Below are 22,320 nucleotides of genomic sequence, written 5' to 3'. Positions count from 1 at the left end.
AACTGCCCGATGATCAATCCCAATTTCAGTTTGAAAACCCTAGCAATATCAATTGGTGAGCGGGTTTTCTTGCGGCGAATGGAGAAAAACTGCGAGGCTTGGCGGCGTCGACGTTCTAGCGGGTCGCGATCAGAAGCCGAGTTCGCTCATCTCCACGACCCGCTTCTCGCGGGCGCTGATCTCGGCCGCGACGCCGATGGCCACGGCCCGCAGGCCGTCGTCGGCGGTGACCTGGACCGGACCGGCGCCGGCGACGGCGGCCAGGAAGGCCTCCAACTGGTGGAAGGTGGCGCCGTGGTGCGATCCGGCCTCCAGGGCCGCCTGATCGACCGCCACGTGGGTGCGGCTGACCTGCTTGGGCTGCAGGAAGCCGACGCGGGGGCTGAGGACCAGGTCGCCGCTGGGGATGAACACCTCCAGCTTGGCGGTGTCGCCGACCGCCCCGATCTCCTCCTGCTGCTCGGCCCCGTCGGCGAACATGTTGAGGTCCAGCATGGCCCGCTGGCCGCCGGCGAAGTCGACCACGGTGAAGCTGTTGTCGATGATGTCGGGCGTCTGGCCGCCGTAGCGTTCGTCCAGATGGTTCACGTCCATGGCGCCCGAACAGTAGACCCGCACGGGCTCGTCACGGACGATCAGACGCATCAGGTCGAAGAAGTGGCAGCACTTCTCGACCATGGTGCCGCCGGTGTTGCGCGAGAAGCGGTTCCAGTCGTCCACCTTGGGCAGGAACGGGAAGCGGTGCTCGCGGATCGACAGCTGCACCAGGCGGCCGATCTCGCCGCCGTGGAGGCGGTCCACGAAGGCGGCGACCGGCGGCATGAAGCGATATTCCATGCCGGTCCAGAACACCTTGTCGTGCGCCTTGGCCCGCTCGACGGCCCAGCGGGCGTCCTCCAGCGTGGTGCACAGCGGCTTTTCGCACAGGATGTGCAGGCCGGCGGCGAACAGCGGCTCCAGCACGGCGCGGTGGGTGAAGTTGGGCGAGGCCACGATCACCGCGTCGACCAGGCCGCTGGCCGCCAGGGCTTGCGAGGTTTCGAAGGTCGCGATGGTCGGGTCGCCGGCTTCCAGCAGGGACCAATCCAGCGAGCCCTGGGTCGGGTCGGCCAGGGCGGTCAGGCGCGCGCCGGGCAGGAGCTTCAGGTTGCGGATGTGCTCGCGGCCCATCATGCCGGCGCCGACGATCCCGAACCTCAGGGGCTGCGTCATGTCTCTACTCAAGCTCACTCAAACGGAAGGGGCGGGAAGGGCGTCGTCTTCGGCCGGTGTCAGGCGCGGCAGCCACATCTGCAGCCAGGCCAGGGCCAGAAGATAGGACACGGCGGCGATCGTGAGCAGCGGCAGGTAGCCGTGGCCGCCGGTCAGGATCTTGCCGGCCAGATAGACGATGCCCATGCCGGCGAAGTTGCCGCACAGGGCGCCGAAGCTGGTGACCGAACCGATCCGGCGGGCCGGGATCACGTCGGTGATGGTGGCGAAGATGTTGACCGAGAAGCCCTGGTGCGCAGCCAGGGTCAGGCCCAGCAGGCCCACGGCGATCCAGTGGTTCTGGGCCAGCACCGCCAGGGGCACGGGCAGGACCAGCAGGGCGCAGACCAGCATCGAGGTCTTGCGCACGGCGTTCAGGCTCCAGCCCGCCGCCAGCAGACGCGCGCCGACCCAGCCGGCCGTGACCGAGCCCAGGGCGGCCAGGCCGTACACCCCGGCCAGGGCGGGGCCCAGCTGGGCCATGGTCAGGTCGAAGACCCGGTGGAAGAAGTCCGGAGCCCAGAACAGCATCAGCCACCAGACCTGGTCCGACAGGGCCTTGGCGCCGGCCAGGCCCCAGGTGCGGCGGTCGCGCAGCATGGCCCAGGTCTGGCCCTTCTCGCCGACGGGCGGCGCGGCGTGCGGCAGGTCGGCCTTGCGCGAGACGGCGAACCAGGCGGCGACCCAGACCAGGCCCGCCGCCCCGACGATCACGAACGACGCGCGCCAGCCGACGGCGGCGGCCAGCAGGGGCAGCAGCAGCGGCGTGACGATGGCGCCCAGGTTCGGCGCGCCGTTCGAGATGCCGACGGCCACCGAGCGCATGCGGTCGGTGAAGAGAGCGCCCAGCGCCTTGATGCCGGCCGGGGTGCCCATCGACTCCGTCGCGCCCAGCGCTACGCGGGCCAGGCTGAACTGGCCGAACGTGATGGCCACGCCATGCGCCATGGCCGCCACGCTCCAGGCCGCCACCCCGACGGGCGCGGCCAGGCGTGCGCCCAGGCGGTCGACGATCCAGCCGGTGAAAGCGAAGGCCACGGCGGCCGAGAACTGGAACAGGGCCGCCAGGGTCCCGTAGTCGGCGTCGGTCCAGCCCAGGTCCTGCTCGATCACCGGCTTGAGGATCGCGATGATCTGGCGGTCCACATAGTTGAGGATGCCCGCCCCGATCAGGAAGGCCAGCAGCAGCCAGCGCCGGTTCGACGCCGGGGCCGTCGTCGTCTCGGACGGCGGCAGATGGGACCCGTGGGCCATGATGTCAGAGCTCCAGGGGACCGTGATCGAGGTGGGGCAGTACGTGGCGGGCGAAGAGGTCGGCCTCGGCCTGGTGGGGATAGCCCGACAGGATGAAGGCCTCGATCCCCAGGTCCTGGTAGGCCTTCAGCTTGGCCAGCACCTGGTCGGGATCGCCGACGATCGCCGCGCCGCAGCCCGAGCGGGCGCGGCCGATGCCGGTCCAGAGGTTGTCCTCGATGAAGCCGTCGCCGGCCGAGGCCTCGCGCAGTTCGGCCTGGCGGCGCACGCCGGCCGACTGGCTGTCGAGCGAGCGGTTGCGGATGTCTTCGCCGGTCTTGGCGTCCAGGCGCGAGAGCAGGCGGTCGGCGGCGGCGCGGGCCGCTTCCTCGGTCTCGCGCACCACGACGTGGACGCGGTAGCCGAACTTCAGCTCGCGGCCGCGCTTGTCGGCCCGGGCGCGCAGGTCGGCGATGGTCTCGGCCACCACCTCCTGGCGGTCGGGCCACATCAGGTAGACGTCGGCGCCTTGGGCGGCCGCCTCGCGGGCGTCCTCCGACAGGCCGCCGAAATAGAAGGGCGGGGCGCGGCCGGACACCGGCCGGATGCGCGGTGGGTCCAGCTTCAGCTTCCAGAACTCGCCGTCGAAATCGACGCTTTCGCCGTTCAGGAAGGCCCGCAGCAAGGCCATGGCCTCGACCGTGCGCCGATAGCGCGGGCCGCTGGCCAGGGTTTCGCCGGGCAGGTCGCTGGAGATGATGTTGATCGTCAGGCGACCACCCAGCATCTGGTCGATGGTCGCCAGCTGGCGGGCCAATTGCGGCGGCCAGACCTCGCCGATGCGCACGGCCGCCAGCAGGCGCATGCGCTTGAGCAGGGGCGCGATACCGCCGGCGAAGGCCAGGGTGTCGATCCCCAGGCCATAGCCGGACGGCAGCAGCAGGTTGTCGAAGCCGCCGGCCTCCGCCGCCAGGGCGATGTCGCGGCAATGCTCCCAGCTCGACCGGAGCGCCGGGTCGGGCACGCCCAGGAACTCGTAGTCGTCGTCGCAGAGCGCCGAGAACCACGAGACTTCGCAAGGTTTGGTCATGCTGGGAGCGCCCTGAATCAACGGCCGAAGTTGGCGCGCAGGCTAACCCCGAAATAGCGCTCGGAGTCGCGCGGCACCTGCTGGCGAACGTAGGTGCTGGGGATTTTGGCCGTGGTGTAGAAGCTGTCGCCGATGTTCTTGGCGATGAAGGCCAGGCGATAGCGGTCCTCGCGGTCGACCAGGGCGATGCTGGCGTCCCACAGGCTGTAGCCCTCCGGCGCGGGGCCGAGGTTGGGGCTGTTGACGTTCGGCCGGCCCGCGCCCTGGTAGGCGATCGACGAGTTCAGGCCGATGTCGAAGGGCAGGGACGGGGTCTCGACCAGATAGTCGGCCGCCGCCGACCAGCGCCACTTTGCCGGGCCCAGCGGCTGGCCGTTGATGGCCGAGCAGGTGGCCGGCGAGCCGGTGGGGCAGTGGAACTTCTCGATCTTGGCGTCGGTGTAGCTGGCGCCGCCGGTCAGGGTCAGGTTCTTGACCGGGCGGGCCTGGGCGTCGAGTTCCAGGCCCTTGGTCGAGACCTCGCCGGCATTGACCAGGCGGCTGACGATGGTGCCGGCCACGGTGTCGAAGTTGGTGGTCTGGAAGCCTTTGAAGTTGGTGTTGAAGGCCGCCAGGTTCAGCACCAGCTTGCGGTCGAACAGGGTGCTCTTCAGGCCCGCCTCGTAGGCGTCGGACTTTTCCGGATCCAGCGGCAGGGTGTCGAAGGCCTGCATGTTGAAGAACACGTTGATCGCCGGACCCTTGTAACCGCGGGCGTAGTTCACATAGGCCAGCACGGTGTCGGAGACGTCGTACTGCAGGCCGATCCGGCCCGAGACGCCGTCGGTGCTCTTGGTCCCCTTGGCCGCGAAGCTGGGGCGCACCCCGGCCGTGGCGGTGGGGAAGGCCGAGACGCGGGCGAAGTCGAAGCTGATCTGGTCGTGCGACCAGCGCAGGCCGGCCACGCCGCGCAGGCGTGGGGTGAAGTTGAGGTTCGCTTGGCCGAAGGCGGCGTAGTTCTCCAGCTCGGTTGTGAAGTTGGCCGTGCCGTTCGAGCTCACCGCGAAGGTCGACGAGCCGGTGGCGCAAACACCGCCGGTCAGGGTCGTGCTGGTGCAGGCCACGTTGGTGCGGTTGAAGACATTGTCCTGGTGGGTCTTGTAGTAGAAGGCGCCCACGACGTAGTCGAGGAAGCCGCCGGTCGGCGAGGCCAGGCGCACTTCCTGGGTGAACTGGTGGAAGTCCAGCACGCCCACGTCCCTGGACGAGGCGGTGCCCACGCGCCAGCCGGCGGTCGAGGTATAGTCGCCGTCGCGCACCTCGGTGTTGCCCCAACCGCGCCAGGCGGTGATCGAGGTCAGGCTGAAGTCGCCCAGCTTGTACTCGACCTGGCCCGAATAGCCCCAGGTGCTGTCCTTGGTGACCGGGGCGACGTCGTTGTTGATGTTCCGATTGCTGGGGCCGACGACAAGCGGCGCTTCCTGGCCGATGATGGCGTCGCCCGGCGTGGCGTAGCCGATGGCGTCGGCCGAGCCGTTGTCGACGGCGTTGACCGTATCGGCGATCAGGCTGACGGTCAGGTCGTCGTTGGGCGTCCATTCCAGCTTGCCGCGGAAGCCCACGCGCTCGTAGCCGTTGACCTTGGAGCCGTCATAGACGTTGGTCGCCGAGCCGTCGTACTGGCCGTACACGCCCGTCAGGCTGCCGCGCAGGGTGTCGCTGATCGGACCCGAGATCCCGGCCCGCAGGCGGTATTCCTCGCCCTCGAACCAGCTGCCCTCGATGAAGCCCTTGGTGGTGGCCGAGGGGCGGCGGGTGACGATCGAGACGACGCCGGCCGAGGCGTTCTTGCCGAACAGCGTGCCTTGCGGGCCGCGCAGCACCTCGATGCGGTCGACGTGGAAGAGGTCGAAGAAGGCCTGGCCCGAGCGGGCGTAGACCACGCCATCGACTACGGTCGAGACCGCCGGCTCCGAGCCGGACGAAAACGAGGTGGTGCCGATGCCGCGGATGTTCAGCGAGGAGTTCACATTGGTCGTGCCCTTGCGGAACGTCAGGGACGGCACCTGCTGGACCAACTGCTCGGCCGAGAAGGTCTGCCGCTTCTCAAGGTCCTCGCCGCGCACCACCGTGACGGCCACGGGCACCTTCTGCAGGTTCTCGGCCCGACGCTGGGCGGTGACGACCACCTCTTCGAGTTGGTTGCTGTCGGTAGCAGCGGTTGGTGCGTCGGCGGCCCAGGCCAGAGCGGGCAGGGCGACGCCGCCCAGCAGGACGGGCAGCAGCAGGACGGTGCGCGCGCGCCCCAGGTTCAACATCGACATCAGACACCCCCAGTGAGTTCGTCGCCGATGGCCGGCGAAACAGGGGGCGGGGGTAACTTGAGAGCGGCTGAAGTTGATATTCATATTTTCCTATAGGACTAATAGGATTTCAAAAGCCGATGCGCCTTCGGGCGTCTGCTAGGCGTGCGCCATCACGATGGAGGCATGCATGGACAGACGAACCCTGCTGGCGAGCGCGCTGGTCGCCTCGGCCGTCGGAGGGGCCGCCCGAGCGGCTTCCCAACCGGCTTCCAAGACGCGCACGGAGACCTTGAGCCTGTGGCCCGGCGGCGCGCCGGGCGGCGAGCGCGTCACCGTCCAGGAGGTCGCGCGCGAGGTCGACGACCAGGGACGCAAGGGTCGCGACATCTCGGGCGTACGCGATCCCCGGCTGAGTTTGCACCTCCCGGCAGGCAAGGCCGACACGGCGGTGCTGGTCATCCCCGGCGGCGCCTTCAATCGCGTGGTGTTCGACAAGGAGGGCGAGGAGGTCTGCCGCTGGCTGGCCGAGGCCGGCTACGCGGCCGGTGGCCTGATCTACCGGTTGCCGGGAGACGGCTGGGCTCAAGGCCCGGACGTGATGCTGCAGGACGCGGCGCGGGCGCTTCGGCTGCTGGCTCGGCGGACCGGCGCGCGCCGCATCGGCGTGCTGGGCTTCTCGGCGGGCGGAACCATCGCCGGGGCGTTGGCGAGCCGCGCCGCCGAGGTCGACTATGCGCTGGTGGACGAAGCCGATCATCTGCCGCTGCGCATCGACTTCCTGGGCCTGGGCTATCCCTATCTGAACGTCCCGGCTTCGCCGCGCCAAGGGCTCTATCGCGGCGCGCCGAAGTCGCCGCCGCCGACCTTCTTCTTCCATGCCGCCGACGATCCGCGCGTTTCGGTCGACAACAGCCTGGAAGCCTTTCGCGCCTGGCGGTCGGCCGGCGCCCTGCCGGCGCTGCACGTCTTCGAGCAAGGCGGCCACGGCTTTGGCCTGCGCGCGCCGCCCAAATCGTCCGCCGCCGCCTGGCCGGATCTTTTTCTGAAATGGTTGAAGGCCTCGGACGTGGCCGGGCCCAGCTGAGCCGAGGCCCAGAAACGAAAAAACCGGCCCTGAAGGCCGGTTTTCGTCTCTTGGCCAGAGGTGGCTTCCCTTCGTGGAAGCGTTTCGAACTCTATGCCGCGCGCCTAGTCGGGAGATGGGGGTGTTGTTCGAGCGGATTCGCTTGCTTGATGAGGTGCGATCTTCTGGCCAACGCGCTCCGGACGCCCGCTCCTGGCGCTGCCCCCGCCTTGGCCCAGGGTTATCGAGCGCTCGGGAGGTCTCAAGTCGTTTGCGGGCTGCCCCTGCTGGCAGGCGAGAAGCCCTTTTGTGATCGTCTGAGGTCTGCTGATTGGGCATCCAATCCTGCACAGTGAGCACGCCGTGCTTGCGGCGCTCGTTGTCCATCGGCTTGACCTAGGCGGGATTGCCGAACGCCGTTCGTGTCACTTACCGTGCGCCGGAGCGGGGGTATGGTATGCCGATTGGTGATTTGCGTCGTGAGGCGATCCACGAGGCGGCTTACGACGACGAGGCGTTCGCGGCCTTGCCCGGCCTGATCGCCAAGGCCTGCGACGCCCGCTCCACGGTGATGCATTTCATCGGATCCGCCGGCAATCACGCCAGCCTGGCCCACACGGGCCACTGGAGCGACGACGAGGTGGCGCTGTACGGCGCCTATGCCGACCGGGACGTGCTTCTGAACGCCACCGCCGACAAGGCGCGCATCAATCGCTTCTGGAACATCACCGAGGATCTGGTCGCCCAGAGCCGGCTGCGCCGCTCGGAAATATGGGAAGGGTTCTACAGGCCGATCGGGGATGACACCCGCCATGTGCTCGGCGCTTCGTTCGATACGCCATGGGGCGTCGGCGCGATCGGCATCCACCGCGGCGAGCGAAGCAGGGCCTTCGGCGATGGCGATCTCGACCTCATGCAGGACCTGGCGGGCGATCTTCGCCGCATGCTCATCGTGCGCAGCAAGCTCTGGACGGCCCAGGTCGAGCAGGCCGCCAGCCGGGCGGCGCTGGATGGTCTGAGCATCGCGATCCTTCAGGTCGACCCGGCGGGCAAGGTCCTGATGATGAACGCCGCCGCCGACACCCTCTGCAGGACCTCCGGCAAACTCGGCGTCCGTCAATCCAGGCTCGTCGCCGCGGCGCCGTGGACCGCGGCCCTGCAGCAGGCCATCGCCGCGGCGACGGACCGGACGGCCCCAAGGGCCGGTGTCCTGCGGGTGGGAGGCGGCGGCCGCGAGGCCTTGGCGCTGACCATCTCTCCCCTGTTCGCCGTGGGCGGCGCCCGGGCGCTGGTCGCGGTCAAGCTCGTCGAGCCGCCAGCCGGCATGGCCTCGCGATTGCGCGAGTTTCTGGGGCTCAGTCCTGGCGAAGCCTGGATCGCCGCCGCCTTGTTCGAAGGTCGGTCCGTCGCCGAGATCGCGCTGGAAAGAGGCTCCAGTCCGCAGACCGTTCGCACCCAGCTCAAGGCCGTTCTGGCCAAGGCCGGCTGTCGGCGACAGGGCGAACTCATCGCGCTGATCGCGGCCTTGCCGCCCACGGCGATCACGCGCTGACGGGCCGCCGTCGTCCCTGATGCGACCATACCCCAATCGGGGTATGCCAAATTGTCGGCGAACTGGTTTCCTCCCGCGGTCCTGGGGGAATCCATGTTGAACCGTGCGTGGCTCGCAGCCGCATTTCGCCAAGTCCTGGCGGCGAGCGTGATGACGATGGCGATCGCCTTTTCGCCCTTTGCCTTGGCGCAGACCCTGACTGGCGCCCCCGCATCCGCGGGGGATCCGAAGGACTGGCCCCGGGTGACGCCTGGCGCGGCCATCGCCGGGCGCCTGCAGCCGGGCGACAATACGACGCCGCGCATCGCCTATCGGGACATCTACACGATCGAGGTCGCGGCCGGAGACAAGCTCCGCTTCGCCCTCTATCCGGACGACCGCGAAGTCTATCTCAATGTGCTGATCGACCGGCCTGGAAAGGATCCCTATTGGGAAATCCAGGGCATGTCCTCTCACGTGCTCCAGCCGAGCGCGATGGATGTGGCGTTCCATTTTTCCGGCGTCTATCGGATCGAAGTCCTGACCAGCCGGCGCCACCCCGCCGCGCTCACGCCCAATGGCGTGGGTTACGTCCTGGCGATCAAGACCGTGGATGCGGTGACGAAGAAGATGCCGTTCCCTAACAAGGAGCCGGCGCCGACGACGCAGATCACGGAAGCCGAGTTGCGAGGGCGTGGTCCGGCCCTGGCCGCTGGTCCGTCTGCAGCGTCTTCGGCCAGCGCGCCGAGCGCCGGCGCGACAGCAACTCAAGAGACCACGGCGCCTTCGCCGCCGCCGTCTATCCCGGCCTGGAATCTGCCGCAGGGTTGCGAGGAAGGCGCCAGCCCCGTCGCTTGCCGCGACGTGCTCACGGCGCTGTTGAAGGCCGATCCCCAACTGCATGCCGCTCGTCTCGAGCGCGCCTACATGCACTATCTTCTCACTGACGTCGGCGCGGCGGCGAAAGATCTGGCTGCGGTGAAGTTGGCGACCGATACGGCCACGTTCGAGGCGCTGCTCGCGCAGCAGGGTCAGTACCAGCAGGCCGGCCCCGCCGACTGCAGGCTTTACTACGATCTGGACGATCCGACGGTGTCTCGGTCCTGGACCGGGGCGTGCGAAGGCGGGTTCGCCCAAGGCGAAGGTGAGCTTCGCATGCGGGGGCGCAAACTGGCCTGGGTCCTGCCGCTAAGGGTGAAGGACGGGATCGTCTACGAGGAAGGCGCGCTAATTCAAGCCGACCTCGACTTCGACAACTCCATCCTCTTCCGTCGTAGTCCATCGCTTCAAGACCAGATGCGCGCCGTTCCCCAGGCGGCGGTCCCGGAAAGCGCGCGCACGTGGCTGCTTTCCCAATCCGCGAGCTTCAGACAGGATCTGACGACGATCGATCGATCGGGCGTGATCAAGCTGGGCGATCAGTCCTTTTCGGGCGGCACGCCGTTTCATTGCTTCCGCATTCATACGCGGCCCGGAGAGCGCTGGCGGATTACGGCCAGCACGCCCGGAAACGCCGGATGGTTCGGCGTGCAGGCCCTCCCGCAGGCCTTCGAGACTTGTGACAAAAGTGTCTGGGAGGCCGGCGTGCAACCTCCGCGGGGCGTGATGGCGCCGATACCGACCGGCGCCCCAGTTGGTTTCGACTTCAACGCCTCCGGCGGAATCTATTGGGTCGGGGTTCGGGCGAGCGCGACCGGCGGCGCCTATACCCTCAAGATGGAGCAGGTCGCCGGAACCGCCGCATCGACCCTTCAAGCCGCGTCGCGTCCGTCGAGAAACATACCGAGAGGCTCCGCGAGCACCCAGGACCATCCGATCAAGGGCAGCTACGAGCCCGGCCAGCAGATCCGTGATTGCCCTACGTGCCCTGTGATGGTCGTCGTGCCGACGGGATCGTTCATGATGGGCTCGCCCGGGGTCGAGGAAGGGCGGCGCGGCGACGAAGGGCCGCGCCGTATGGTGACCTTCAAGCGTCCCTTCGCGATCGGAAAATACGAGGTCACGTTCGACGAGTACAACGCCTGCCTCGCCGAGGGCGGATGCGTGCGCAAGCCGTCCGACCAGGGGTGGGGAGAAGGACGGCATCCGGTGATGAACATCGCGTACGGCGACATGGTGCGCTACGTCGGCTGGCTCACCTACAAGACCGGAGCGCTGTACTTCGTACCGACCGAGGCTGAATGGGAGTATGCCGCGCGCGCCGGCAGCGACACCCCCTGGCACACTGGCGACGGGGTGATCACCGACGATGGCAACTTCCTCAATCAGTTCGGTCGCACCGTGCCGGTGGGAGGATTCCCGCCCAACGCCTTCGGCCTGCACGACGTGCTCGGCAACGTCGAGGAGCGCGTTCAGGACTGTTACGCGGTCGGGTATTTTGACGCGCCGACGGTCGGCCAGGCGGCGAAGGAGGTCTCCGGCTGCGAGCAGGTGACCCGCGGCGGCAACTACAAGGACGAACCGGCGAACATCCGCTCGGCCGCTCGCCGGCCGATCAAGAACGTCTACGCGCCGGAAGTCGGCTTCCGCGTCGCCAGGGCGCTGGACTGACCGACCATGAGACCTGTCACGCTTCTCGCATCGATCGCACTTTCAGTCGTCACCGTCGCCGCCGTCGCCCAGCCTTCGTCGCCGACGATCGCGGTGGGTCAAACCGTCAACGGCGTCATCGACCGGATGACCGGCCTCACGCCCGACGGGACGGGACGGTCGCGTTGCTACGTCTACAACTCCAAGGCCGGCGAGGAGGTCACCGCCGTCATGGCGGCGAGCGCCTTCGCTCCGAAGCTCTCCATCGGTCGTGGCCCTCATTGCGGGGCGGCCAGTTTCCAGATGGTCCAGCGTGGCGCGGCGGGCGGGGAGGCGCGCATCGCCTTCAAGGCCGGCGGCGGGCGCTACCTGCTCATGGCCGAAGGCCCGCAGGAAAAGATCGGCGGTTTCACGCTGGCGCTGCAGTCCCGAAACGAGCCGCAGCCGCGTTCCGAACCCGAGCAGGTCGGCGACGCGGCGCGGGCGACGCTTTCACGGCGAGAGCTGATGGATCGGCAAGTGGGCCAGCATCGCGAGAAGGCGGCCGCGGAGGAGGCGCAACGCAGGGCGCTGGCCGAGGAGCAGGCGCGCCTGGCTGAACAGCAGCGGCTCCAGGCCGAGGCTCAGCGCGCGCAGATGGCGGCCCTCGAGGCCCAGCGGCAGGCGGAGGAGGAAGAGGACTACACCCCCGCGCCGCAGCCGAATTTCTACATGAGCATGCTCAACAACGCTCAGAAGATCTACGACCAGAATCGCGCCGATCAGGCTCGCCAGCAGGCTTTCCTCGGCGACCTGTCGCGACAGACCCAGGCGATCGCCGCGGCCAAGCAGCGCGAGGAACTGGCCAGGCAGGCCGAGGCGCGTCGCGCGGCCGCCGAACGCGCCGAGCTCGCGGCGGCGCAGGCTCGCAGCCAGCAGGCCGCCCAGGCTCTGGCGCAGCAGCAGGCGGTCGAGCGTCAACGGCGCGCGGCGGAGGAGCAGCAGCGCCGGCTCGCCGAGCAGCGCGCGACCGAGCAACGTCTGGCCCAGGAACGGGCGGCGGACCAACGCAGACTGGCCCAGCTTCAGCCGTCGCCGAGCGTGTCGCGGCAGACCCAGCCCGCGACCTCGACGCCATCGCGGTCGGCGGCGTCGGCGGGCACCGCGTCGACCAACGAGGACCCGCGGCGGTGCGTCGCTTCGACGGCGGTTTCGCAGGGCTCGCTCTGCGGCAAGGACACCCTGAAGATCGAGACGACCAACGGCTGTCCGCAGCCCGTCGACATCCGCCTATGCCTGCGTAAGCAGGACGGTCGATGGGACTGCGGCATGCAATGGGGCGTGCAGCCTCAGCAGCGCTTCTCCCATTCGGTCTGCAAGGCGACGAGCGAGTCCTTCATGGGCGTTCGATCCACCGGCTCCTCCGCCGCGATGGCGGGTCCGTAATACTCGCCCGCGAGCGCGGGCAGGGCCGCGCGTCGAGCTGGACTACATCGAGCGGGTGACAGGGCAGCTGCTCGCGCTGCTGGGGCTGGACTATATCGAGCCGAGCGACAATCAGGTGGTCACTGACCAGGCCACCGCTTGGCATCAGTCGGTCGGGATCGTGACGTTGTGCTTGGCGCTGGGGCGGGCCTGGACAACCTGATCTGGCTTCTGGCCTGGGCGGGTAGAATGTCGATCCAGCTTGGTATCCGTACTGTGGCTATATCGATGTCGCCGGCGTCGACCTTTACGTCCACAACCACGGCGCCCTTGGCTCGATGTTCGCTAGGTCAAGGCCATCGTCGGCGACAGCGTTCCGATCTGCCTTCATGAGAACGGGCCCATCCCCGATCCGGCCTTGCTGGGCCCCGACGCCGACTGGCTATGGTGCATGACCTGGCATACCCAATGGCTGATGGATCCAGCCAGAACGACGCCGCGCGGCTGAAGGCCTACTATGGCTCCGAGCGCTATCTCACCAAGGATGAGCTGGCGGACGTGGGTTTGCCCAAGGTGTTCTTCACCCAGCGCCTGACGTGAGAAAGGTCGCCGAGTAACGCAGGGTCTCGACCTCGGGGATGGAGTTCTGACTGTCGCTGCAGGCCGTTCCGCTCACCAGATAGGCCGAGCGCGGCGCGACGACGAGCCAGGCGTGGTCCCATTTGTCGCCGACGCGTGCGAACTCCCAAGCCAGGCTGCGGAACTGGAGACATCCGCCTCGTCGGACACAGCCGCCCTGGCGCGGCGGCTCAAGGACGTCGCCCAACGACTACTCGCGCGCGCCGACCTCCTTCGTCTCCGACGCGCAGGACCGGCCTCTGCTCGCCAACGGCGCGGTCCAGGCAATCTCGTCCGAACTGACGCCAGGCTATGACGACTTCTATGCTCGGCTCGGCAGCGCCTTTGAAAGCTCTCCACAAGGAGCGTTGGGGCTCTCGGGCAGTTGGTGGACAACCGAGGTCAGGTCACCCTCGTCCGAGTTCTTGGGTTATGTCCACGCCCTGCCACGATGGGGGGACAACCCCTTGGACGAAGCCGCCCTGCAGAATCTTCGGCAGACTTTACCGAAGCTCAGCCTGCAGACGGGCCTCCTGCTCTACGGGGATGAATCGCGCCGACCCGAGTATCGGCACACCCTCAAAGATCTGCTCAATCACTGCCTGGAAATGCTTCCCTAGCGGTATAGCCGGCCCTGCCGGAGCGGAGGCGGGCCGCCGTCACAGCCTGGGAAAGGTGTCGATGGAGCCCGCTGCGCCTCTCCATCGCCCGGCCCTCAGCCGGAACGGAACAGGACAGTGCGGTGCGAGCACGGGAAGTTCTGCTCTCCGCCTCCAATCCAATGTCCGCTGCTGGCGCTCGATCGACGGCGCATCTTGGGCTTGATCTTTGTCTGCGCTCTCCAAACGTCTAAGCTCAAAGCGCTGGGGTGGGGCCCCCGGCCACCTACATGCTGCACCTATGTGGGTTGACCCGAAGGAGTCGAAGTCGGCGAGGCAAGGTAAACTCGCTTCCCCGCCTTCTCGACCTTGAGGTCGAGGAGCGAGGAAATCATCGCAAGCGCTTCTGACGGCCTGTCCAGCTTGAAACGACCGGTAACCCGAAGCTCGCCGAGCCTCGGATCGCGCAGGACCAGCGCATGGGGGCTGTAGCGGTTGAGGCGGGCCACGACGTATTTCAGCGGCATGCCGTCGGCCGCCAGCCAGTCGCCGCGCCAGGTTTCATAGCTGTCGGCCGGCAGGCGGCCATGGCTGGCGGTGCGGTCGGCGGCGAGCAGCAGCCATTCGCCCTGGCGCAGGGTGCGCGGCGACGCGGCGCCCTGGGACACGCGAACGACGCCCTCGAACACCCGCACCTCGACGTCGCCGCCGACCTTGTCGACCTCGAACACCGTGCCAACCGCCGTCACCTTGGCGTCGCCGGCCATCACGTTGAAGGGGCGTTTCGGATTCTTGGCGACCTCGAACACCGCGTCGCCCTGGCGCAGGTAGATGTCGCGCGCCGACCGGCTGTAGGCGACGCTGGCGTGGCTGTCGGCGTTGAGGCGTATGGTCGAAGCGTCGCTGAGCACGTGATCGGCTCGCGCGCCGACCGCCGTGGCCAGTTCTATGGGAGGAGTGGTGCGCCCGGGGACCAGGCGTGTCGCCAGGAAGCCGCCCGTGACCAGGACCAGCAGGCTGGCGGCGATGAGGCCCGCGCGCGACCAGCCTGCGAAGGCGAGGCGCCGTTGCGCGACAGGGCTCTCGACAGGCGTCGCGCGAACGCGGTCGACGGCTTCCAGCAGCGCGGTGTCACGCAGGGTGTGGCGAAGCGCGGCGAAGGCGGTCGCGTGGTCGGGCGAGGCGTTCAGCCAGGCGGCCAGGTCGCCGCGCTCGGCGTCGGACAGCTCGTCCAGCCGGTCGATCCAGTCGGCCGCTTCTTCCATCACGCTCAGATCGTTGTCGTTAGCGCTCACGAGACGCCCCCTTCCAGTTGGCGGCGTCGCCGGTCGCTGCGTCCATCACTCCGGCCAGTTCGGCCATGGCGCGGACGAGATGCTTCTTCACGGTTTCCAAGTTCAGATCCAGGTCGTCGGCGATCTTCTGCCGCGACTGACCGTCCATGTGGCGGCGGACGAACACTTCGCGGCGGATCGGCGACAGACGGCGCAGGGCTGTCTCGAACACCGCCACCCGCTGCTTGTGTTCCAGCACCTCGTCGGCCAGCGGCAGCTCGCAGCCATAGTCGGCCTCGCCCAAGCCTTCCTCGCGGCGGTCGCGCCGGGCCTGGGCGTAGATCAGGGAGTCGGCCACGCGATAGGCGTAGGCCAGCGGCTGGACGATGTCCTGCTTGCGGCTCTGTTCCATGATCATCAGCAGGGTCTGCTGCAGGATGTCCTCGGCCCGCGACGGATCGCCGTGGCGCCGAGCGATATAGCCGAGCAGCTTGCGTTCATGGGGTCTCAACTCCGCCAGGGCGTCGGTCATCGCGCTTCCACCGGGCCACATGGTCCCCCGTGGACAGGTAGAGCATCGAGCAGGGCGATCGGGGACAAGGACCCGTCAAAATTCATAGGAGACGCCGAGGGTGATCGTACGGCCGCTGCGAGTGCGGGCCAGCAGGCGGTCGGCCGCCAGGTCGGTGAACTGGTCGATCGGCTGGTCGGTGAGGTTCAGGCCCTCGACCACGACCTTCAGGCCCCGGCCGGCGTTGAAGTGGGCGGCGGCGTCGATGTTGTTGGCGGCGTGGTAGCCTGAGCCGACATTGCCGCTGCCGCCGGCGCCGTCGAGATAGGCGTCGCGATAGGCGCTGGAGATCCGCGCGCCCCAACGGGCGGTCTCATAGTAGAGCGTGGCGTTCCAGGTCCAAGGCGACAGCTGCAGCAGGTCCAGCGACACCGGTTTGCCGTCGATGATCACGTTGGAGCGCCCGTGGGCGTAGGTGACGTTGCCAATAAAGCCCAACTTGTCGAACGGGGCGGCCAGAAAGTCGAAGTCGCGCTGCAGCGCCACCTCCACGCCCCGGATCGAGGCCCCGTCGCCGTTCACCGGCCGGCTGACATTGTAGACGATCGAACCGGTCTGGCCGGGGTTGAGGAACTGCAGCGGATAGCCGGTCGAGCCGTAGGTCGCCATGCCGGTCTCGACCGTGATGAACGAGTCCATGGTCTTGTGGAACACGCTGAGCGCCAGGGCGCCGGCGCGGCCCTGGTAGATCTCCAGCGAGGCTTCCAGCGAGTTGGCCATGAAGGGCCGCAGGTTGGGATTGCCGGCCGCGATCGAACCGCCGAACGGCGCTGCGTCGACGCTGGCCGCCGCCCGCAGGTCGGCCAGGCTGGGTCGGCTGATGTCGCGATTGGCGGCCAGGCGCAGGACGATGTCGTCGTCCAGGTCCCAGGCCAGGTTCACGGCCGGCAGCAGGCCGTCATAGCGGTGGGTGATCACGGCCGGCGCCAGCGCCACGCCGTTGCTGACCATGCCGGCCGAGGTCAGGCGGGTGTCGTAGTAGCGCAGGCCCGCGTCGGCCCGCAGGCGGCGGCCGGCCAGTTCGCCGTCATAGAGATACTGGACGTAGGCGGCGGTCGTCTTCTCGGTCAGCGAGTAGTCCGAACCGGGCTGGTCGTCGGCCTCCGACAGGTCGCGCTTCTGGCCCAGCAGGGCGAAAACGCCGTCGACGTCGCCGACCACATAAGGGATCAGGGAGCGCTGGTCCGACACCAGTTTCAAGGCGTCGGGCAGGGCGGGCGGAGTGTCGTAGTCGACGCGGTTGCGGCGCTGGTAGCCGTCGTTGCGGAACAGTTTGTACTGCGCGCCGACTTTCACGGTCGAGCGTGGATCGGCCGCATAGGTCAGGTCCAGCTTGCCGGTCGTGAAGGCGTTGACGATGGCGTCCTCGCGGGCGTCGGCCCGCATCAGCCCCCAGGCGGTGGGGTCGGCCGGGTTAAAGCCGTAGGTGTTGATCCCGTTGCGGCCGGGGCCTCGCAGATCGAAGGAAAAGGCCTTGTCGCGCGCCTGCAGGAACACTTTTTCGAACACCGGCCCTTGGAAGTCTGACCGCGAATGGCCGACCATGCCGCTGATCTCCAGGGCGTCGGTCAATCGCGTGCGGCCATTGACGGCAGCCTGGATGAAGACGGTGGAGTCGATCGAGTGCTTGTGCTCGCTGCGCAGGTCGACGCCACCGGAATAGGTGGCCTGGATCAGGTCGTCGCCGCGAATGACGGCGCTCGCCAGTCGCTGGGTTCCGAGCACGTCGCCGGTCAGGCCGTTCTTGCCCGCCGAGGCCAGGGACAGCTCGTCGCGATCGTTGCTCAGCCGGCCGTACAGCAGGTCGACGTCGAGGCTGGTCCTGGCGCTGGGGCGGTATTGCAGGGCGGCGGTGATGCCCAGGCGCGCGCGGTGGTCGAACCATGTCGAAAAGGTCTGGGCCTGCGGGGCGCGCACCCGGTCGGCGCCCTTGGCGTTGATCAGTCGGTCGCGGTCGGCGGCCGAGACGCCGGGGCCGATATTGGCCGCGGCGATATTGATCGGGGTCCAGCCCCAGTTGCGGTAGCCGTACTCGTTGACGTCGCTCTCGCTATAGGCGGCCGAGATCAGCAGGCCGACGTCGCCCCAGCGATTGGAGACCAGGCCCGCCAGGCGCGGCGTCACCCCGTCGGTCACGCTGTTGCCCAGGGCCTTGGCCGACAGGGCCGCCTTGAAGCCCGGATAGTCGAACGGTTTGGCGGTGCGCAGCTCGACCGTGCCGGCCACGCCGCCCTCGTCCTGGTCGGCGGCGTAGGCCTTGTGTACCGTGACCCGGTTGAACAGTTCGGACGCGAAGATGCTGTAGTCGAACGCCCGCGTGCGACTGACCGAGCCGCGATTGTCGAAGCCCGACGCGGTCGAGGCCGAGACCTCCATGCCGTTCAGTTGGGTGCGAGTGAAGTCGGGACCCAGGCCCCGCAGGGCGATCTGGCGGCCTTCGCCGGCGTCGCGCGAGATGGTGACGCCCGGGATGCGCTGCAGGGATTCCGCGAGGTTCAGGTCGGGGAAGGCGGCGATGTCCTCGGCGACGATGACGTCCTGGGCGCCCAAGGCCAGGCGCTTTAGCTCGCGGGCCTGGACAAGGCTGCCGCGAAAGCCGGTGACCACGACCTGCTCGACCTCGACCGGAGCGGTCTCGTCCGGGGCTTGGGCGCCATGCGCGGCTGGGCGCGCCGGCGCTTCCCAGGCCTCGGCCTCGCGCAGCACATAGCCGCCGGCCACCAGCTTGATGCGCAGACCTTCGCCGCTGATCAGCAGGGCCAGGGCGTTTTCGGGCGGCAGCAGGCCCGACACCCGCCGCGCCCGCTTGCCGCGGATATCGGCGAAGGTCATCACCGGGACGTCCGCCTGTTGGGAGAAGGTCCGCAGGGCCACGGCAAGGTCGCCCTGGTCGATGTCGAAGCGCCGGACCATGGGCCGGGTCTGAGCCTGTGCGGGGCCGTCCATCCCGGCCAGCAGCAGCGTCAATGCGAGGACGAAGCCCGGCCGCCAGATCAGCTCAGCCGCCTTTCGCCGCTCCATGTTCGCAGTCGATCATCAGGTTACGCTCGAGGCGTCTCCTAGCCGGATCGCATGTCACTTATTTGAAGGTTCGCCCTTAACGGCGCAGCTTCAGCGACAGACTTTGCTGGCGACCAAAACCGGTCAGCTGCAAGTGATCCGAATGGAAGTCGAGCACCGCATAGGCGGTGTCCTCGGTATCGAGCATGCCCTTCAGGTTCACGCAGTGCAGGCCTTCGGTCTCGCCGTAGTTGCCGTCGTGATTATGGCCGTTGATCCAGGCCTTGGCGGCGCGGTGGCGCACGACCAGATCCGTGACCTCGGTCGCGTTCCAGAGGTTGTGCCGGTTCTCCGGGAAGATCGGGAAATGACAGTAGAGCGCCGCCTTCAGGCCGCGCCGCCGAGCGTGCGTCAGCGTCTGGTCGATCCACTTGAGCTGGGTCTCGCCGATCCCGCCGTCCCAGTCGGGCGCGCCCGGGAAGCGCTCGCGGTGCAGGGTCTGGCTGAGCGCCAGTTCGGGGCTGCCCGCCGGCCAGCCGTATTCGCTGAGGTCGTTGCCGTCGAGGGCCAGGAACACCCAGCCATGGGTCTCGAAGCTGTAGTAGCGGGCCGGCATGCCCAGGCGGGCGGCGACCAGGGTCTTCTTGTCATCGTCGACCGAGAAGTCGTGGTTGCCCAGCACGAACCGCCAGGGATGGCGCAGGGCGTCCACCGTCGGCTGCTGGGCGTCGAAACTGGCCCAGCCCTTGTCGATGAAGTCGCCCAGGTGGATCACGTGGTCCAGGTCCAGGGTGTTAAAGTGGTCGACGGCGGCCCGCAGCTTGCCCGGCGAGCGCCGGTACATCCGTTGGCCGTTGTCGTCCTGGTCGGCGTACTGACAGTCGGCGATGGCGCCGACCCGAAACAGCGGTCGAGCAGAGGCCAGGGCGGGGGAAGCTGAAACGGCCAGGGCCGAGGTCAGGAAGCCTCGACGATCGATGAGCGGTCGGGTCACGTCGCGCCTCGTGTGGTGAAAGCAGGATCCCGTCCGGCGCGCAGGGGGCGACGCGCCGGACGGGCCTTCAAGAAGCGTCCAGACGAACTAGAATTCGTAGGTGGCCCCGAAGGTGAAGGTCCGGCCGCTCTTGGTGTAGGCGAGCACCCGGTTGGCGGCGATGTCGGTGTACTGGTCGATCGCCTGGTTGGTCAGGTTGATGCCCTCGAACACCAGCTTCAGCCCGCCCGGCGCATTGTAGTGGGCGGCGAAGTCGATGTTGTTGGTGCTGTGATAGCCCGAGCCGACGTTGCCGTTGCCGCCCACGCCGTCGAGATAGCCGTCACGATAGGCGCTCGAGATGCGCGCGCCCCAGGTGTCGGTCTCGTAGTAGAGCGTGGCGTTCGAGGTCCACTTCGACAGCTGCGCCAGATCGAGCGAGTAGATCACGCCGTCGACCGAAGCGTTGGTCTTGCCGGCCGCGTAGGTGACGTTGCCGACGAAGCCGAACTTGTCGAACGGGGCGGGCAGGAAGTCGAAGTCCTTCTGCACCGCCAATTCGACGCCCTTGATCGAGGCGCCGTCGCCGTTCACCGGCCGGCTGAAGCCGTACATGGTCGAGGCGTCCTGGCCCGGACCCTGGAACTGCGACGGATAGCCGGTCGAACCGTACGGCACCTGGGCCGTCTCGGTGGTGATGAAGCTGTCCATGTTCTTGTAGAAGGCGCTCAGGGCGATGTAGCCGCTGCGGCCCTGATAGAACTCCAGCGAACCTTCGACGGAGTCGGCCAGGAATGGCCTCAGGTTCGGATTGCCGGCCGAGATGTTGCCCCCGAACGGCGTGAAGCTGACGCTGCCGGCCGCCCGCAGGTCAGCCAGGCTGGGCCGGCTGATATTGCGGTTGGCGCTGAAGCGGGCGACGACGTTCTCATTGAGATCGACGGCGACGTTGAAGGTCGGCAGGAAGCCGTCATAGCTGCTCTTGATCACTACCGGCAGCAGCACCGCGCCCTGAGTGGCCGTGCCGGCCGAGGTCAGGTCGGTGGAGTAGTAGCGCACGCCGACATTGGCCCGCACCGGATAGTTCCAGGCCGTGGTCTTCAGGTCGTACTGCAGGTAGGCCGAGGTGGTCTTTTCCTCGAGCTGGAAGTTAGAGCCCGGCTGGTCGTTGGCCACCGTCAGGTCGCGCAGCTGTCCGGTGTTGGCGTAGGTGCCGTCAATGTCGGCGACGATGTAGGGGATCATGGAGTCGCGGTTGACGACGTACTTCACCGCCGCAGGAACCACCGGCTTGTTGTACCAGTCGACGCGCTGGTAGCGCTGGAAGCCCTCGTTGGTGAACTTCTTGTACTCGGCGCCGCCCTTCAGGGTGGAGCCCTCGCCGAAGTCGTAGGCGCCGTCCAGCTTGGCGGTCTTGTACTCGCTGCTGATGTAGTCTTCGCGGGTGTCGGCCCGCATCAGGCCCCACTGGGCGGGATCGGTCAGGGTGAAGTTGTAGGTGTTCTGGCCCATCCGGCTGTTGCGGAAGTCGTACTTGATCGACTTGTTGGTCGACTGCAGGAACACCTTGTCGAAGATCGGCTCCTCGAACTCGGACTTCGAATAGCCGAGCAAGGCCTTGATCTCGAAAGCGTCGCTGACCTGATAGCCGCCGTTGAACACCGCCTGGGTGAAGGTGGTCTTGTCGTGCGAGAACTTGTGCTCGCTGCGCATGTCCACGCCGCTGACATCGGCGGCCACCAAGGTGTTGTTCTGGATAACCACCGAGTTCAGGATCTGGGTGCCGGTGATGTTGCCGGTCAGGGCGTTGACGCCGGCCGAGGTCATCTGGAACTCGTCGCGGTCGTTGGTCAGGGTCCCGTACATCAGGTCCAGGTCCATCGTCAGGCGTTCGCCCGGATGGTACTGGAGCGAGGTGGTCAGGCCCAGGCGCTCGCGCTTGTCGAACCAGGTGGAATAGGTCTGGGCTTGCGAGGCGCGCACGCGGTTATTGCCGGTGGCGTTCAGCAACTGGTCGCGATCGGCGGCCGAGACGCCCGGGCCGATATTGGCCGCGCCGGCGTTGATCAGCGTCCAGTTCCAGTTGCGGTAGCCGTACTCGTTGATGTCGTTCTTGCTGTAGGCCACCGAGAAAAGGGCCCCGAAGTCGCCCCAGTGGTTGGAGATCAGTCCGACGACCCGCGGCGTGGTGGTGTCGGTGTTGGCGTTGTTGAGCGCCTTGGCCGAGATCACGGCCTTGAAGCCCGGATAGTCGAAAGGCTTGGCGGTGAAGAGGCCCACCGTGCCGCCGATCCCACCTTCGTCTTGCTCGGCGGCGTAGGACTTCTCGACCACCACCTTGTTGAACAGTTCCGAGGCGAAGATGCTGTAGTCGAAGCTGCGCGTACGGCTGACCGAGCCGCGGTTGTCAAAGCCCGAGGCGGTGTTGGTCAGCACTTCCATGCCGTTCAGCTGGGTGCGGGTGAAGTCGGGACCCAAGCCCCGCAGGGCGATCTGGCGGCCTTCGCCGGCGTCGCGCGAGATGGTCACGCCCGGGATGCGCTGCAGGGATTCCGCGAGGTTCAGGTCGGGAAAGGCGGCGATGTCGTCGGCGACGATGACGTCCTGGCTGCCGACGGCCCGCCGCTTGATGTCGCTGGCCTTCAGCAGGCTTTCGCGGAAGCCGGTGACGACGACCGTCTCGACTTCGTTGGCGTCCGGCTTGGCCGACGTCTCATCGGCGGCCAGGGCCTGGCCGGCGGCGACGGCCAGCAAGCCGGTCGCCAGCATGGTGGTGGTCATCCATTTGGATTTCGCGAAATGGCGCATGATCTGTCCCCGATCGGTCGCCTGCGGGGATCGTCCCGAGGCCGCCGTCGGGAGGGGAGAGTTGCGAGCCAGGCGTTCGGGGACCGGCTTT

General features: G+C 67.7%; 15 protein-coding genes. 6 read left to right on the top strand and 9 right to left on the bottom strand.

What is annotated here, in order from left to right; translation table 11 throughout:
• Positions 1-129: 129 nt before the first annotated feature.
• Genes AC07OA_RS17995 through AC07OA_RS17980 form a run of 4 tightly spaced genes read right to left on the bottom strand, consistent with a single transcriptional unit; the run spans position 130 to position 5,877 of the window.
• A complete protein-coding gene (locus AC07OA_RS17995; RefSeq protein WP_494665185.1) occupies positions 130-1,212 on the bottom strand; it encodes a Gfo/Idh/MocA family protein in 1,083 nt (360 codons plus the stop codon).
• An 18-nt stretch (positions 1,213-1,230) separates the two neighbouring features.
• The gene (locus AC07OA_RS17990) at positions 1,231-2,505 is read right to left on the bottom strand and encodes an MFS transporter (protein ID WP_494665184.1); all 1,275 of its coding nucleotides are present in this window, start codon (positions 2,503-2,505) and stop codon (positions 1,231-1,233) included.
• A gap of 4 nt (positions 2,506-2,509) precedes the next feature.
• Positions 2,510-3,574: an LLM class flavin-dependent oxidoreductase gene (locus AC07OA_RS17985; RefSeq protein WP_494665183.1), complete on the bottom strand. Its 1,065-nt coding sequence runs from the start codon at positions 3,572-3,574 to the stop codon at positions 2,510-2,512.
• 17 nt (positions 3,575-3,591) lie between these two features.
• Entirely contained in the window at positions 3,592-5,877 is a 2,286-nt protein-coding gene (locus AC07OA_RS17980) for a TonB-dependent receptor (protein WP_494665182.1), read from the bottom strand.
• Positions 5,878-6,046: 169 nt separating this feature from the next.
• Between AC07OA_RS17980 and AC07OA_RS17975 the strand changes: the two genes are divergently transcribed.
• From AC07OA_RS17975 to AC07OA_RS17950, 6 genes are all read left to right on the top strand, one after another.
• Positions 6,047-6,943, top strand: coding sequence for an alpha/beta hydrolase (locus AC07OA_RS17975; RefSeq protein ID WP_494665181.1), 897 nt, complete (start codon positions 6,047-6,049; stop codon positions 6,941-6,943).
• 436 nt (positions 6,944-7,379) lie between these two features.
• A complete protein-coding gene (locus AC07OA_RS17970; protein ID WP_494665180.1) occupies positions 7,380-8,474 on the top strand; it encodes a helix-turn-helix transcriptional regulator in 1,095 nt (364 codons plus the stop codon).
• Positions 8,475-8,624: 150 nt separating this feature from the next.
• Positions 8,625-11,003, top strand: coding sequence for a formylglycine-generating enzyme family protein (locus AC07OA_RS17965; RefSeq protein ID WP_494665179.1), 2,379 nt, complete (start codon positions 8,625-8,627; stop codon positions 11,001-11,003).
• 6 nt (positions 11,004-11,009) lie between these two features.
• On the top strand, positions 11,010-12,407 hold the full coding sequence (locus AC07OA_RS17960) for a hypothetical protein (protein ID WP_494665178.1): 1,398 nt from the start codon (positions 11,010-11,012) through the stop codon (positions 12,405-12,407).
• A 447-nt stretch (positions 12,408-12,854) separates the two neighbouring features.
• Positions 12,855-12,986: a hypothetical protein gene (locus tag AC07OA_RS17955; RefSeq protein WP_494665177.1), complete on the top strand. Its 132-nt coding sequence runs from the start codon at positions 12,855-12,857 to the stop codon at positions 12,984-12,986.
• Between the two features lie 485 nt (positions 12,987-13,471).
• A complete protein-coding gene (locus AC07OA_RS17950; protein WP_494665176.1) occupies positions 13,472-13,624 on the top strand; it encodes a hypothetical protein in 153 nt (50 codons plus the stop codon).
• A 278-nt stretch (positions 13,625-13,902) separates the two neighbouring features.
• Here the strand turns inward: AC07OA_RS17950 and AC07OA_RS17945 are convergent, their stop codons facing one another.
• The 5 genes from AC07OA_RS17945 to AC07OA_RS17925 form a co-directional block, all read right to left on the bottom strand.
• The gene (locus AC07OA_RS17945; protein WP_494665175.1) at positions 13,903-14,868 is read right to left on the bottom strand and encodes a FecR family protein; all 966 of its coding nucleotides are present in this window, start codon (positions 14,866-14,868) and stop codon (positions 13,903-13,905) included.
• 19 nt (positions 14,869-14,887) lie between these two features.
• Positions 14,888-15,409, bottom strand: a complete 522-nt coding sequence (locus tag AC07OA_RS17940; protein WP_494665174.1) for an RNA polymerase sigma factor — start codon at positions 15,407-15,409, stop codon at positions 14,888-14,890.
• Between the two features lie 75 nt (positions 15,410-15,484).
• Positions 15,485-18,469, bottom strand: a complete 2,985-nt coding sequence (locus AC07OA_RS17935; protein ID WP_494665173.1) for a TonB-dependent receptor — start codon at positions 18,467-18,469, stop codon at positions 15,485-15,487.
• Positions 18,470-18,545: 76 nt separating this feature from the next.
• A complete protein-coding gene (locus AC07OA_RS17930) occupies positions 18,546-19,442 on the bottom strand; it encodes a metallophosphoesterase (RefSeq protein WP_494665172.1) in 897 nt (298 codons plus the stop codon).
• A gap of 87 nt (positions 19,443-19,529) precedes the next feature.
• On the bottom strand, positions 19,530-22,229 hold the full coding sequence (locus AC07OA_RS17925; protein WP_494665171.1) for a TonB-dependent receptor: 2,700 nt from the start codon (positions 22,227-22,229) through the stop codon (positions 19,530-19,532).
• Positions 22,230-22,320 lie beyond the last annotated feature (91 nt).

The organism is Caulobacter sp. GW821-FHT09B08, assembly GCF_059418225.1.
The sequence above is the reverse complement of the archived record's forward strand: the minus strand, read 5'-3'. Positions and strand labels throughout refer to the sequence as shown.

Bases quoted from the DNA above. Each gene is read 5' to 3' on its own strand.
- AC07OA_RS17970 (WP_494665180.1), top strand. From the start codon at position 7,380: ATGCCGATTGGTGATTTGCGTCGTGAGGCGATCCACGAGGCGGCTTAC.
- AC07OA_RS17985 (WP_494665183.1), bottom strand. From the start codon at position 3,574: ATGACCAAACCTTGCGAAGTCTCGTGGTTCTCGGCGCTCTGCGACGAC.
- AC07OA_RS17945 (WP_494665175.1), bottom strand. From the start codon at position 14,868: ATGGAAGAAGCGGCCGACTGGATCGACCGGCTGGACGAGCTGTCCGAC.
- AC07OA_RS17975 (WP_494665181.1), top strand. From the start codon at position 6,047: ATGGACAGACGAACCCTGCTGGCGAGCGCGCTGGTCGCCTCGGCCGTC.
- AC07OA_RS17955 (WP_494665177.1), top strand. From the start codon at position 12,855: ATGGCTGATGGATCCAGCCAGAACGACGCCGCGCGGCTGAAGGCCTAC.
- AC07OA_RS17965 (WP_494665179.1), top strand. From the start codon at position 8,625: ATGACGATGGCGATCGCCTTTTCGCCCTTTGCCTTGGCGCAGACCCTG.
- AC07OA_RS17935 (WP_494665173.1), bottom strand. From the start codon at position 18,469: ATGGAGCGGCGAAAGGCGGCTGAGCTGATCTGGCGGCCGGGCTTCGTC.
- AC07OA_RS17990 (WP_494665184.1), bottom strand. From the start codon at position 2,505: ATGGCCCACGGGTCCCATCTGCCGCCGTCCGAGACGACGACGGCCCCG.
- AC07OA_RS17940 (WP_494665174.1), bottom strand. From the start codon at position 15,409: ATGACCGACGCCCTGGCGGAGTTGAGACCCCATGAACGCAAGCTGCTC.
- AC07OA_RS17960 (WP_494665178.1), top strand. From the start codon at position 11,010: ATGAGACCTGTCACGCTTCTCGCATCGATCGCACTTTCAGTCGTCACC.
- AC07OA_RS17995 (WP_494665185.1), bottom strand. From the start codon at position 1,212: ATGACGCAGCCCCTGAGGTTCGGGATCGTCGGCGCCGGCATGATGGGC.
- AC07OA_RS17980 (WP_494665182.1), bottom strand. From the start codon at position 5,877: ATGTCGATGTTGAACCTGGGGCGCGCGCGCACCGTCCTGCTGCTGCCC.
- AC07OA_RS17925 (WP_494665171.1), bottom strand. From the start codon at position 22,229: ATGCGCCATTTCGCGAAATCCAAATGGATGACCACCACCATGCTGGCG.